Origin of the sequence: Nesterenkonia sandarakina (assembly GCF_013410215.1) — a bacterium.
Taxonomy (GTDB): domain Bacteria; phylum Actinomycetota; class Actinomycetes; order Actinomycetales; family Micrococcaceae; genus Nesterenkonia; species Nesterenkonia sandarakina.
The window spans coordinates 340574-353717 of sequence record NZ_JACCFQ010000001.1 but is presented as its reverse complement, the minus strand read 5'-3'; the positions used below and the strand labels follow the sequence as shown (position 1 = coordinate 353717).

Here is a 13144-nt window from a genome sequence, read left to right as displayed (position 1 = left end):
GTGGCGCGCGGGGCGCGCGCGGATCAGCCGCGCAGACCGCCCTGCCAGAGGGCGTCGAACGGGGTGTTGCCGGCCACGCGCTGCTCGATCCCAGCGGTGACGAATTCCTTGGCGCGCCGAGCCGCCTCCCGGGGCGTCGCACCCTTGGCGAGCTCAGCGGTGACCGCAGCAGCCAGAGAGCAGCCGGCACCTGAGACCGCATGTTCACCGATCTTCGGCGCGCGGAGCACCTCGAGGCCGTCGGCGTCGACAAAGACGTCCACTGCGTCCTCTCCGGCGATCCGGACACCTCCCTTGGCGAGCACCGCCGCACCGGAGAGTCGATGGACTTCGGCTGCCGCCGTCTGCAGGTCCTCCAGGGTCTCGATCTTCATCCCGGAGAGCTGCTCAGTCTCGAAGTGGTTGGGCGTGACGAAGCTGGCCAGCGGAAGCAGCTCAGCCTTCAGCGCGTTGTCGGTGTCCTGGGCATGTCCGGGCTCTTGGCCCTTGCAGATCAGCACCGGATCCAGCACCAGGTTCTTGGGCTTCCGCGCTGCGATTGCCGCAGCCACCGTGCTGATGGTCGCTGGCGAGCCCATCATGCCCAGCTTCACCGTGTCCAGCACCTCAGACCCGTAGTTGCCGAAGATCGCTTCGATCTGGTCCTGGATGACCTGGGTCTCCACCGGAACGAAGCGGTGGTTCCACTGATCCTTGGGGTTGAAGGAGACGATGCAGGTCAGCGCCACCATGCCGAAGGTGCCCAGTTCCTGGAAGGTCTTGAGATCCGCCTGCGCGCCGGCGCCGCCGGTGGCTTCAGACCCCGCGATGGTCAGCGTCATGGCGGGAGCAGCAGTGGTCTCAGGCATTCTCAGGGTCCTTTGCGTCGCGGGTCTGGACGGGGTCGTGGCTTGCGTCCGGATCGGTGGTCAGGGTCTCGGCGTCGTCTTGGTCCGGGTGCTCCACCCGTGCCAGAGGCTGGGCCATCCAGCGGCCGATTCCCAGCAGCAGCCCGGCCGGGAAGCCGATCAGCGGGATGAGCATCGGGATCAGCCCTCCGGCTCCGACCACCAGCACCACGGGGCCGTAGAGCAGCCCCACGAGGATATAGCCCAGGATGTGGACAGTGGGGCGCAGCTGGTGCCGATAGAGCCGGCCCACCAGCAGGGTGCCGGGGATCCCGACGACGACGGCGGCAGCCGCGATCAGCGGGATCAGCGGAGCCAGGAATCCATCGTCGGTCAGGCCCGGGATGAAGCCCAGCGTCAGCAGCAGGCCGCCCATCACTGCGGTGGGGATCAACCAGGAGACGATCCACCCCGCCACCCCGAGTCGCAGCACCGGACGCGGTCCGGAATCGCGCTGACGGGATGGTCTTCTGCGGCGGGCGGACTTCTCTGGGGCGGGGGTGGTCATTGGCCTGATTCTACCGGCCGGAGCTGGAGGAGCTCAGCCGGTGTGACCCAGGTGGGCGAGAGCCTGCCGGATCAGCTTCTCCCGTCCTCCGAGGAACTCCGCCTGGACCTCCGGGCTGAGCACCTGATCGGGTGTCATCCAGCTCAGCTCCAGCGCATCCTGGCGCGGTGAGCAGTCCCCGGAGACGGGCACGATATAGGCCATCGAGACCGCGTGCTGGCGGTCATCGACCAGGCCGGTCTCCGAGGGGTAAGGGAAGTATTCGGCCACAGCGAACGGCACCGGAGAGGCTGGGATCTGAGGCATCACCATCGAGCCCAGATCCTTCTCGATGTTACGCAGCAGCGCGGCCCTGATGGTCTCGCGGTAGATCACTCGTCCGGAGACCACGGTGCGGTAGAAGTGCCCCTCAGCGTCTGCGGTGTAGAGCAGGCCCAGCTCGGTGATGCAGCCCAGCGGATCCAGCCGGACCGGGATCGCTTCCACATAGACCATCGGAAGTCGACGCCGGGCCTCGTACAGGTCATCCTCGTTCAACCATCCGGGGTTCGGATCTGGGGTTCGAATGCTCATAGTCCCATCATGCACCACAACCCAGCCTGCCGCGGATCAGGGCTCAGATGCGAGTCACTGCTCGGTGGCGAGGTCCACCACCAGGCGGGTCGGTTCCTCGAGCAGCCGGACCTGGAAGGGCAGTTCCTCCTCCATGCCGATCAGGTACTGAGAATGCGCCTCGAAGGGTCCCTGGACAAAGATCTCCTCGAAGGCCCCGCCGCGATCGCGCTCGTAGTATTCCTGGGTCGGAAGCTGATCCGTCGGCTCGTCCCCCAGCATCCAGGAGGGGCCGTTGACGTTGATCTCCAGAATGTTCCCGCCTGCGACATCGATCGGTTCACCGCGGCCCAGTTCGGCTGCGGACTCGGTGTACTCACCGCGCCAGCTGGGCACGACGTCGCCGGCGAACTCGAAGACCACCCGGTCGAAGCCGTCGTGGACACCAGAACGGACGTCAACCAGGTACGAGGGCTCATCACCGGTGGTGAACTCCCCAGGGAAGCCCTCGGACTCCTGGGCCTCGGTGCTGAAGTCCGCTGCGCCGGCGTCGTCGTCCTGCTCCTCGGACGGGGACGGGGACGCGGAGTCGGGGGTGGCGGTGTCCTCCGGCTGCTGGGTCTCCTGCGGGGATTCCTCCGAGGACGGCGCGTCCTCGCTCTCCTGAGGCGACGGGTCGGCGGTCGAGTCCGCGGTGGGCTGGGATGCCTGATCAGAGGTGGAGTCCTCCGCGGGGGCGGAGTCCTGCTCGGCGGCGGGGGAGCCGCAAGAGGCCAGCAGCAGCATGGCTGCCCCGAGTGCGGTGAGATGGCTGCTGCGGGGGTGCCTCATCGTGCCTCCTGTGCGGTGGTCTGGGTCGGTCCGGCTCAGATTCAGATGATGTCTTCGAGTGGGCGTCCCATGGCGGCGCGTCGTTCTGCGTGGTTGATCTTGTGCCGGCGGGACTCGGTGGCCAGGATCACCACGAAGGCTCCCATCGCGGCCGATATGGCGACCCATACCGAGGTGACGTCAGAGAGCAGCCGCGGGAAGATCAGCCAGAACATGCCCCAGCCCATGCCGATGGCCAGGGCGATTCTGCCGCGCTCGGTCATCGCATAGTAGGCGGCGGCCCAGATGCACACGCCCAGTCCGAGCAGCGCCCAGAGCACCGCGGGTATCCCGGGGACGCGCCAGCCCATGGCGGTCAGCCACACCGAGAGCGACGACATCGCCGCCACCATCGCCCAGCCCGTGAAGAGCCCTGTGGGGGTGTCGGCGAAGCGCCGCTCTGAGCTGGTGCGTGCGGTGCGGAAGGTGAACTGGCGGATCGCGTCGATCAGCGCCAGCGCGGCGGCCAGCGCGGCCAGCGCCGCGAGCGTGAGCAGGTCGTGATGGACCGCCGCGGTCCAGATCAGCATCAGCAGCGACGCCGAGCCGACCTGCCAGCCGGAGCGGCGCTGCCGCGGCGTGGAGATCTGCGTGGTGGTCCACTGATGGACCGCGTGCGCGAGCAGGCCCAGCACGATGATCGGCCAGAACCAGTAGAAGTTCGCGTCCGGAGAGAGCAGCGCCTGGCCCCCGGAGTACCAGCCGTCGGCGAGCTCATCGAGTCCATTGCCGCCCAAGATCGCCGGGGCGTCCGTGAAGATCCCGAACATCCACAACAGGGAGACCAGGGACGCCAGGGCGCCGATGGTCACGAAGATCTGCCGGTACAGGTCGGTGCGCGACGGCGCCGGGTCAGGATCCCGGGAGGGCAGGTTATAGGGCGGGATGTAGGTGAAGAGGTCCTCTTCATCGTCGGCGGACTCGAAGACTTCGCGTCCTGCCGGCCGGTGGTTCCAGTCGGTGGCCGCCTCGATGGCCGCAGCCTTCCTCAGGATGACGTCGCGCTGGCGCTGTTCGTCCAGGGCGCGTCGAGGCCGAGGGAGGTGCAGCTGGGCCGCCTCCGAGGTTGAGCTCGTCCCGTCGAGCTCCGAGTCGGAGTAGCTCACGCCGTTGCTGTGCGCCGGCTCGGGGTGGGACGAAGAATCCCGGTCACCGGCAGGTGGAGCCGGAGGGGCATGGCTCGGAGCAGTCGAGGGCTGATCCCAGCTGCCCGCATCGGAGCTATCGGAGCTATCGGAGGTGGCGTCGGGCGCCGTGCGGCGGAAGTAGGATCCGAGTCTGCGTGCACCGGCCATGAACTTCTCGTCGAGGTCATCGAAGAAGCTGCTGATGTCGGAGTCTGCCGTGCCGGCTTCCTTCGACGTCTGCAGTTTGGGAGTCGGCTGGCTCCAGCGCACCGCGGATCCGGCGGCCGCCGGGGCTGCCGAAAGCTTCTTGTCCTGCGGATCTGCCGCGTCTTCGTCCCCAGAGTCAGCCGGGGAATCAGGCTCGGAATCGGGCTCGGAATTTGTCGTAGGCTCGGCGGAGGAGACGGCCGGGGCCTCGGCGGATGGGGCCGCGGCGTCGGCGGGGGAGCCGTCCGGGGTGATCGCGGAGTCGTGTGAGGGGGAGTCGCCTGACGGGGCGTGTTCCGGCTCAGCATCGGCCGCAGAATCCGGGGCGCCCGACTCGGGTGACTCGGTAGTGCCTGGGGTCGTGGTCCCTGGGACCGTGGTGGCGGGATCCTGCGTCTGAGGAGAACCTTTGGGCCCGGTCGAGGTGTCCTCGGCGGAGCTGTCCCTGCTGGACGCAGGTGAGTTCGCGGATTCCGCGCCGGATGTCTCGGCGACGGAGAGCGTCTCGGCGGACTCGTCCTGGGACTTCTCGGTCAAGCCCGTGTTCCCCCTCTAAGTCATGGGTGGCGTATCTGGTCGCTGCCGGAGCCTGGCACCCCGTCAAACGCGCTGGTCAGGTTCTCGCCGGCTCTCGTTCGGACCCCCGACGCGAACGCTGCCGGGTCATCAGCACCGTGATTCCCAACCCCACCAGGGTACCCACAACGATGGCCGCTGCCGTGCTGGCCCAAGGTGGGAGCCCGGTAGTTGTTCCCGTAATGTAACCTAAGCCGACCAGCCAGAGGCTCCAGGTGAGCGCGCCCAGCAGGCACAGCGCCACGATGGAGCGACCGCCCAGCCGGACGAGCCCGGCGGTGGCCATGGAGGCCGAACGGCCCCCCGGAATGCCGCGGATGAGCAGCAGGCCGGCCCAGGTGGAGGCGCCGCCGGCGCGCAGCGAGATTCGCAGCATCTTTCGGTGCATCCGACGTCCCCATCTCCACCGATAGAGCAGCCGGATGAGCTTGTAGCGGAAGAGCAGATACACCCCGATGTCACCGGCGAGACAGCCTAGGAACGTGACAGAGAGTACCAGCAGCAGCGGAAAGATCTCTTCGGCGGCCATCGTGCCCGAGGCGATCACCATGACCTCGGAGGGGAACGGGGGCACGATCGCGGTGAAGGCCACCGCCACGGCCAGCACCAGGAAGTAGTAGAGCCCCCACTCCTGGTAGAGCGCCGGATCGCCGAGGTCGTTGATGCCGAAGGCGATCGCGGGGTTGGTCACTGCGGAGACTCCTGGAGGGTTCGAGACGAGATGAAGCGACGCGGCATCCCGCTCAGCGGATCGGTGAAGTCCAGCGTCCTGGCCAGCAGCTGGAGCGGCTTGTCGAACTCATCCGGGGCGTCATCGAGAAGGTCGGGGTAGAACCGGTCATTCAGAATACCCAGGCCCAGCAGCGCCATGTGGATGCGCAGCTGGTGAGTCTTCCCGGTGTGCGGGTTGAGCCGGAAATGGCCGACGTCGTGCCCGGAGGGGCTGCGGCCCGTGGTGAGCAGCTCGATCTGCGAGGAGGAGTTCGCCCCCGGTATGGGGTCGGTGCGGCGCTTGCCCTGCCGGGCGGTGCGATCATGCGGGCGCTTGCCCGAGTGCTCCGGCGCGTAGGAGGCCAGCTGGGAGATCACCACCCCCTTGGTCTTCTCGATCTTGTTGCGCACGGTGAGCGGGAACCGCGAAGCCATGGCGGCAGGGCTCAGCCCGGTCGGGATCGCGCTGACGCACTCATAGGACTTCTGCACCACACGGTTCTCAAAGAGCAGCTGATACGCGCCCCGCGTGGTGGGCTGTTTGGAGAACATCACGACCCCGGCCGTCCCGCGGTCCAACCGGTGGATCGGCACCAGGTCGGGGAGGTTCAAGGTGTTGCGCAGCCGCACCAGCAGTGACTCCTGAACGTAGCGTCCAGCCGGTGTGGTGGGAAGGAAGTGCGGCTTGTCCACCACGACGAGGTGTTCGTCCTCGTGGATGAGCTCCTCGGTCACCGGAAGCGGAACCTCCTGGCTGACCGAGCGGTAGTACCAGAGGAACTCGAGGGCGCCCAGCGCGGTGGAGGTGCTCAGCGGCTGCCCGTGGACATCGACGACGTCGCCATCGTCGAAGCGCTGGGTGATTCCTCCGTGGTCGATGTGCCCGAAGGTCTCCAGGACATAGTCATGCACGGTGGGCCACGGCCCGGTCAGCGGGACCCGCAGGCGCGTGGCGTTGACGCCGTTGCGCACGGGGAGAGGAGACTTCTGTGTCACTGGTCAGTGCTCGGAGCGGTGCCGGCGGCTCAGCCCCAGACCGGCGCTTCTGCGCTGGCGGTGGGCTCGGGCTGCGCCAGGGGCTGGTTGACCTGCCAGGACATGCCGAACCGGTCCTTGATCCAGGCGAAGTTCGTGGCGAAGTCGTAGTCGCCGGGCTCCATGAGGAACTCCCCACCGGAGGCGAGGCTGTCGACGATCTGGTGGAACTCAGCCGAGGAGTCCACGACCACGGCCACGGAGATCGAGGGGGTGAAGCTGAACTGGTGCTTCATCAGACTGTCCTGGATCATCAGGACCTGTCCACCGATCTTCAGCTGCGCGGTGGCGACCAGCGGGACCGGGACGCTGACGCTCTCTCGCTCCTCCGAGTCGTCCTGCTCGTGCTCCACGGTGATCAGGGTGGTCTCCGTGGAGGCATCGGCCTCGGAGGCACTCTCGCCGAGATCTGCGGATGCCTCTGGGGCTGCTGCGGCGTCGGGGCTGCCTGGCGCGTCCCCGGCGTCGGAGCTGCCCGGCGCGTCCCCGGCGTCGGAGTCCCCGGCGTCGGAGTCCTCGGGGACCTCAAGGTCTGCGGGATCTACGGACTCGGTCTCCTCGGAGGGCGCCGGGGCGGGGTCGTAGATCTCGGTGCCGTCAGGGTGGTGCACGATCTCCAGGAGTTCAGCGTCAGGGAAGACCTCGAGGTAGTGATCGATCGCTTCTTGAGCCTGACCCTGGAACATCAGAAACGGAATGCAAAGAGTCATGCCATCACCCTAACTGGAAATCCTGGGTCCCCGGTCTCTGCGTGCTGGGCGCCGCTCGCGGGGCAGTGCGGCGGAGTCGGGGTGCCTGGTCCTGGACGCTGCTTCTGCCGTTCGCGGGGCTGACATGGAGCTGCTGCTGCGGTGGTCATGGGGCGAACCTGAGCCCGGAGGGTGAGGAGTTGAAGCCGGCGTCGCGCAGCAGCTGACCCAGCGGGTGGGTGAGGATGCGGTCGCCGTTGACCCGTTCCACGGCGATCCGGCCGGTCTTCGCGGATCGCAGGGCAGGTACCAGGGCGCGAGAGATCAGGTCCATGGTGGACTCGTCCTCGGTGAAGAGCAGCAGCGTCCGGCCCCCGCGCTCCATATAGAGCACCAGCTGCCCGCGGTAGAGCACGACGACGGCGCCCGCCTTGCGTCCTGGCCGGTGCGTGGAATTCTCCAGCTCCGGCCAGTCCAGGGCCGCCCCGTAGGGATTGGCTGGGTCGGTGGCGGCGAGCACCACGGCGACATCCTGCTTCTTGGCTGCCCCCGTGGCCGCCGGTCCGGGGGTCTCCGCCCAGGAGGATCCGGCGCTGGATTCCGCGCTGGTCTGTTCGGCGGCGTCTTCGAGGCGCTCGGAGATCCAGCGGAGCTGGTCGATGGTCGCTGAGGATGTGAACTGGGCGGCGCCGAGCTGTTCGATGAAATAACCGCGGCGGATCTGCCCGGAATCCTCCGCGGCGGAGAGCACCTTGTACACCGCGGCGAAGCCACCCTTCGACGCTGCGCCGAGCCCGGACTGCTGTTCAGACATCACCGAACCTCGGGTGACCACGCCGTAGCGGTCCAGCAGGATCTCGGCGCGGGTGTGTGCGGCCACCGTGGGGTCCACCGACCCGGTGGGGACCAGCTGCCAGCGTCCGCCCGCACCGCCGCCGGTGGGCCCGGTGGCGGAGGATCCTGCGACTCGGGTGCGATGTGACTGAGCGGCGTGGCGCAGCGCCATCCTCCGGGAGGTATGCCGCGGCCGCGCCGGGGTGGGCTGCTTCTTATGGGCGGTGGTCCCGGTGGACATGAACCTGCGCAGTGCGGCGAAGCTGTCCGGGGCGACCTGCCCGGCCCAGAACAGTTCCCAGAGCGCGTTCTTCGTGGTCTCCCGCGAGCCGGTGAGCTCGGAGTCCAGCTGATCGTGCAGCGCCTCGATGAACCAGGCACCGCCACGCCCCAACACCTCGAGGATGGCAGTCTGCAGCGCGGTGGGGGTGAAAGCATCCCCGGCGTTGTTGAGCCCTGCGCCGTTCGACCCTGCGCCGTTCGACCCAGCGCCGTTCGACCCTGCGCCGTTCGACCCAGGGCCGTTTGACCCGGTGCCGCGCAGGCCGGCGCCGCCGGGCTGCGCCAACAGGGTCTCGGCATCCTCCCGGGGGTAGAACGCCAGCCAGCCGTCGTGTCCGCTGAGCGCGCCCTTGCCCACGGCGAGGAACTCTCCGGCGGAGAGCAGCTCATCGAGCATTCCCGGGCGGTAGTCCGGGACCCTGGCGGGCAGGATGTAGGACTCCCACGCGCTGGCCGGGGCGGCGGCCCCGGAGAGCTGCGCCAGGGATTCCGCCACCGCGGAGACTCCCGAGGAGGAGGAGCCTCGGCCGCGGGCTGCGGTGATGCCCTGCCATTCCAGGAGGAACTGGGCGTAGGCAGGGGTCGGCACGGGCTCGACCTGGGCGCGCAGCGCGGCGAGGGAGCGGCGTCGTATCCGGCGTAGCATCTCGGCGTCGCAGTACTCCACCGTCTCGGTGCGAGCATCGCTGGGCAGCACCCGGTCCGGGCGGAACAGGCCCTCGACCACGCGGTGCTCCCGCACCAGCCGGGTCAGCGTGTCCACGACGACGGCGCGGCTGAGGCCCAGCTCAGCGCTCGCCTCTTCCACCAGGAAGGGGCCGTGGGTGCGGGCATAGCGCCCCACGAGATCCCCGAGCGGGTCATCCACCGGGTCCAGGAAGGCGTAGGGGATGCCCACCGGGATGGGGGTCCCGAGCCCATCGCGCAGCCGGGAGGCGTCCTCGATGGCGGCGTAGCGCTCTTCGGTCTGATCGGGGTCGGAGGCCGAGCCAGCAGCGCCCGGGGACGCGGTGCGCCACTTCACGCGGAAGGCGCGCTGGTTCGCGATCAGGGCCTCGGCATGGTTCTGGGCGGGCTCACCCTCCTCGAGCCGGGCGGAGAGCTGCTCGACGCTGAGCGGGCCGAGCAGGCGCAGCAGGTCTGCGACGCCCTCTTCCCCGCGCAGGTGCCGGGAGGGGATCAGCCGTTGGGCATAGGCCTCGGACTCGGCGATGATCGCGGCGTCGAGGAACTCGCGCAGCTCCACCCTGCCCAGCAGCTCGCCCAGCAGTGCGGGATCCACCGAGAGGGCCGCGGCCCGGCGTTCGGCCAGCGGTGAGTCCCCCTCGTAGAGGAACTGGGCGATGTAGCCGAAGAGGATGGACTGGGCGAAGGGGGAGGGCTTAGGGGTGGTGGTCTCCACGATCTTGAGCTTGCGCGCCGCGATGCTGCGCAGCAGCTCCAGCAGCGCCGGCATGTCATAGACGTCCTGGAGGACCTCGCGCATGGCCTCCATGATGACCGGGAAGTCCGGGTAGCCGGAGGCGACCTCCAGCAGCTGGGAGGACCGCTGCCGCTGCTGCCACAGCGGGGTGCGCTGACCCGGGTTCTGCTTGGGCAGCAGCAGGGCGCGGGCGGCGGCTTCTCGGAATCGCCCGGCGAACAGGGCCGAGGAGCTGACCTGGCCGGTGACCAGGTCCTCGAGCTCATCGGGATCGAAGATGAAGAGTTCCGCGCCGGGCGGGTCCTCATCCATCATCGGGACCCGCAGCACGATCCCGTCATCACTGGCCATCGCGGAGCCGTCCAGGCCGAAGCGATCATGCAGGCGCTCGCCGACCGCCAGCGCCCAGGGCGCGTGGACCTGCAGCCCGTAGGGGGAGAGCAGCACGATCCGCCAGTCGCCCAGCTCATCTTTGGTCTGCTCCACCACCAGGGTGGTGTCGCTGGGGAGCACCCCGGCGGCGTCGTGTTGTTCGGTGAAGTAGCGCAGCAGGTTCTCCTGCGCCCAGGTGTCCATGCCCAGGGCGGTGAGCCGCTCCGCAGTGGGCTCGGACGCCCCGGAATGGACCTCACGGGTGAACCGGCCCAGCGCGCGGCCGAGCTCGGCGGGGCGGCCGAAGCCGTCTCCGCGCCAGAAGGGCAGCGACGCGGGCTGCCCGAAGGCTGGGGAGACCAGCACCCGGTCGAAGGTAATCTCCTCGATCCGCCAGCTGGTGGCGCCCAGGGCGAAGACATCCCCGATCCGGGATTCGTAGACCATCTCTTCGTCGAGCTCCCCGACCCGGCGTCCGCCGGAGCGCGCCGAGCCGGAGTCCTCCCCGCCGGCGAGGTAGACCCCGAAGAGCCCGCGGTCGGGAATCGTGCCGCCCGAGGTGACCGCGATCCGCTGCGCCCCGGGGCGCCCGCTGATGGTGCCGGCGTCGCGGTCCCAGACCACCCGGGGGCGCAGCTCGGCAAACCGGTCTGAGGGATACTTCCCGGCGAGCAGGTCCAGGGTGGCCTCATAGGCCGAGCGCGGCAGGGTGGCGAAGGGGGCGCTGCGGCGCAGCGTCTCGAACCAGGCCTCCACGTCCAGGGCGTCCATGGCGGAGGCGGCCACGGTCTGCTGGGCCAGGATGTCCAGCGGGTTGCGTGGGATGTGCAGCGCCTCGATCTGCCCGGCGAGCATCCGTTCCACGACGACGGCGGTGCTCACCAGGTCACCGCGGTGCTTGGGGAAGAACCAGCCCACCGAGACCTCGCCGACCTGGTGACCGGCGCGGCCGATGCGCTGGAGTCCGGCAGAGACCGCGAAGGGCGCTTCCACCTGGATGACCAGGTCCACGGCGCCCATGTCGATGCCCAGCTCCAGGGACGAGGTGGCGACCACGCAGCGCAGACGTCCGGATTTCAGCGCCTCCTCGGTGAGCTTGCGCTGTTCCTTCGAGACCGAGCCGTGGTGGGAACGGGCCAAGGGGTCTGACTCGGCGGACTGCGCATCCTCTCCGGGGCCCGGCGCCTCGGCCTCGGTGGCTTCGGCGGCCGGAGGCTGGCGCTCGGTCCAGATCTCGTTGATCCGTCCGGTCAGCTTCTCCGCAAGACGACGAGAGTTCACGAAGACGATCGTGGAGCGATTCTCGGTGACCAGGTCCACGATCCGGTGTTCCACGTGCGGCCAGATGCTGGGCTGCAGCGGCTGATCGCTGAGCAGCGCATCATCCGTTGCGAGATCGGCGAGCACATCGGAGAGCACCTTCGGCTGCCCGTCATCCGCGGAGCCCTCCGCGCCTGGGGCAGCCTTCGTGACAGCCTCGGGGCCAGCGTCCGGGCCCATCGCGGCAGGCTCTGGGCGGGTCGCGTTCTGGGGAGGGGCGGTGCTGGGGGAGGCCAGGTCCTCCACCGGGACGGAGACCGTGATGTCCCAGGTCTTCTCCGACTTCGGCGCCACGATCTCCACCGGCGCTGAGCCACCCAGGAAGCGCGCCACCTCCTCGCGGGGCTCCACCGTGGCGGAGAGCCCGATCCGCTGAGCTGGGGTCTCCAGCAGGTTGTTCAGCCGTTCCAGGGAGACCGCCAGGTGCGCCCCGCGCTTGGTGCCGGCCAGGGCGTGGACCTCGTCGAGGATCACGGTCTTGATCCCGGCCAGGGTGCTGCGCGCCTGGGAGGTGAGCATCAGGTAGAGGGACTCAGGAGTGGTGATCAGGATCTGTGGCGGCTTGCGGACAAGGTCCCGGCGCTCCTTGGGGGTGGAGTCACCGGTGCGCACACCCACGGTGATCTCTGCCGGCTCCGCCGCTGCACCCTCCGCGGCGAGTCGGCGGGCGGTGTGCGCGATCCCGACCAGCGGGCTGCGCAGGTTGCGTTCGATGTCCACGCCGAGCGCCTTCAGCGGGGAGATGTAGAGCACCGAGGTGCCCTCGGTGGGTTCGGCGAAGAGCCGATCGATGGACCACAGGAAGGCTGAAAGCGTCTTGCCCGAGCCGGTCGGGGCGACCACCAGCGCGTTCTTTCCCCGCGCCACGGCCTCCCATGCTCCGGCCTGAGCCGCCGTGGGCTGGCCGAAGGAGGCCTGGAACCAGCGCCGGGTCGGCTCGGTGAAGGGTCCCAGGGCGGTCATGTTCTCACTCTAAAGGGCGGGACGGACATGGTCTGACGCATCCAGGTGGCCGCGAGAGCATAGCGGTCCCCCAGACCCGGGAGTAGCGTGGGGCGATCATACCTATGAGCACCTTGGGGAGACGCCATGTCCCTGGTCCGCGTGCACAACTTCTCGGTCTCCCTCGACGGCTTCGGCACCGGGGCCGGACAGACCTTCGAGGCTCCCTTCGGTCATGCCGACCAGCGGCTCATGGAATGGGCGTTCAAGACGCGCACCTTCCGCAAGATGGGCCTTCCCGGGAAGACCACGGGGTCCCGAGGTGTGGACGAGGCGTTCGCCAGCCGATGGTCTGCCGGTATCGGTGCCGAGATCATGGGGCGCAATAAGTTCGGCCCGCAGCGCGGCCCCTGGGCCGACACCGAATGGGAAGGGTGGTGGGGCGCCGAGCCGCCCTTCCACACCCCGGTGCTGGTGCTGACCCACCACCCGCGACCGATGCTGGAGATGGCAGGCGGGACGACCTTCCACTTCCTGGACGCCGACCCGGTCTCCGCCCTCTCCCGGGCCCGGGAGCTCGCCGGGAATCGCGACGTGCGAATCGGAGGTGGGGTGACCACGCTCCGGGAGTTCCTGGCGGCAGACCTGATCGACCTGATGCATCTGGTCCTGGTGCCGATCCTGCTGGGACGGGGCGAGCGGCTCTGGGACGGGCTCGAGGGCCTCGAGGAGCGCTTCGACATCGAGGCGACCCCGTCACCGAGCGGCGTGGTGCATCTGATCTTCGTCCGCCGCCCGGACTGAGCGGG

Annotated in this window: 10 protein-coding genes; 1 reads left to right on the top strand and 9 read right to left on the bottom strand. The window is 68.9% G+C overall.

Annotated features, from left to right (window positions below):
• Positions 1-23: 23 nt before the first annotated feature.
• From HNR11_RS01620 to HNR11_RS01580, 9 genes are all read right to left on the bottom strand, one after another.
• Positions 24-848 (bottom strand): hydroxymethylpyrimidine/phosphomethylpyrimidine kinase, encoded by an 825-nt coding sequence (locus HNR11_RS01620; RefSeq protein WP_179440821.1) that lies wholly within the window; start codon positions 846-848, stop codon positions 24-26.
• Positions 841-1395, bottom strand: coding sequence for a hypothetical protein (locus HNR11_RS01615; RefSeq protein WP_179440820.1), 555 nt, complete (start codon positions 1393-1395; stop codon positions 841-843). Before HNR11_RS01615 ends, HNR11_RS01620 begins: the two co-directional genes overlap by 8 nt.
• A gap of 33 nt (positions 1396-1428) precedes the next feature.
• On the bottom strand, positions 1429-1968 hold the full coding sequence (locus HNR11_RS01610) for an NUDIX hydrolase family protein (protein ID WP_058887432.1): 540 nt from the start codon (positions 1966-1968) through the stop codon (positions 1429-1431).
• A 54-nt stretch (positions 1969-2022) separates the two neighbouring features.
• Complete coding sequence (locus HNR11_RS01605; protein WP_179440819.1) at positions 2023-2778, bottom strand: AMIN-like domain-containing (lipo)protein; 756 nt, start codon at positions 2776-2778, stop codon at positions 2023-2025.
• A 41-nt stretch (positions 2779-2819) separates the two neighbouring features.
• The gene (locus tag HNR11_RS01600) at positions 2820-4688 is read right to left on the bottom strand and encodes a hypothetical protein (RefSeq protein WP_179440818.1); all 1869 of its coding nucleotides are present in this window, start codon (positions 4686-4688) and stop codon (positions 2820-2822) included.
• A gap of 76 nt (positions 4689-4764) precedes the next feature.
• Positions 4765-5418, bottom strand: coding sequence for a VTT domain-containing protein (locus HNR11_RS01595; protein WP_179440817.1), 654 nt, complete (start codon positions 5416-5418; stop codon positions 4765-4767).
• Positions 5415-6410 (bottom strand): pseudouridine synthase, encoded by a 996-nt coding sequence (locus tag HNR11_RS01590; protein ID WP_343050553.1) that lies wholly within the window; start codon positions 6408-6410, stop codon positions 5415-5417. Before HNR11_RS01590 ends, HNR11_RS01595 begins: the two co-directional genes overlap by 4 nt.
• A 53-nt stretch (positions 6411-6463) precedes the next feature.
• Complete coding sequence (locus tag HNR11_RS01585) at positions 6464-7183, bottom strand: VOC family protein (protein ID WP_179440815.1); 720 nt, start codon at positions 7181-7183, stop codon at positions 6464-6466.
• A gap of 145 nt (positions 7184-7328) precedes the next feature.
• On the bottom strand, positions 7329-12356 hold the full coding sequence (locus HNR11_RS01580; RefSeq protein ID WP_179440814.1) for a DEAD/DEAH box helicase: 5028 nt from the start codon (positions 12354-12356) through the stop codon (positions 7329-7331).
• Between the two features lie 126 nt (positions 12357-12482).
• On the opposite strand from HNR11_RS01580, the gene HNR11_RS01575 reads away from it, so the two are divergent.
• On the top strand, positions 12483-13139 hold the full coding sequence (locus HNR11_RS01575; protein ID WP_179440813.1) for a dihydrofolate reductase family protein: 657 nt from the start codon (positions 12483-12485) through the stop codon (positions 13137-13139).
• Positions 13140-13144: the final 5 nt, after the last annotated feature.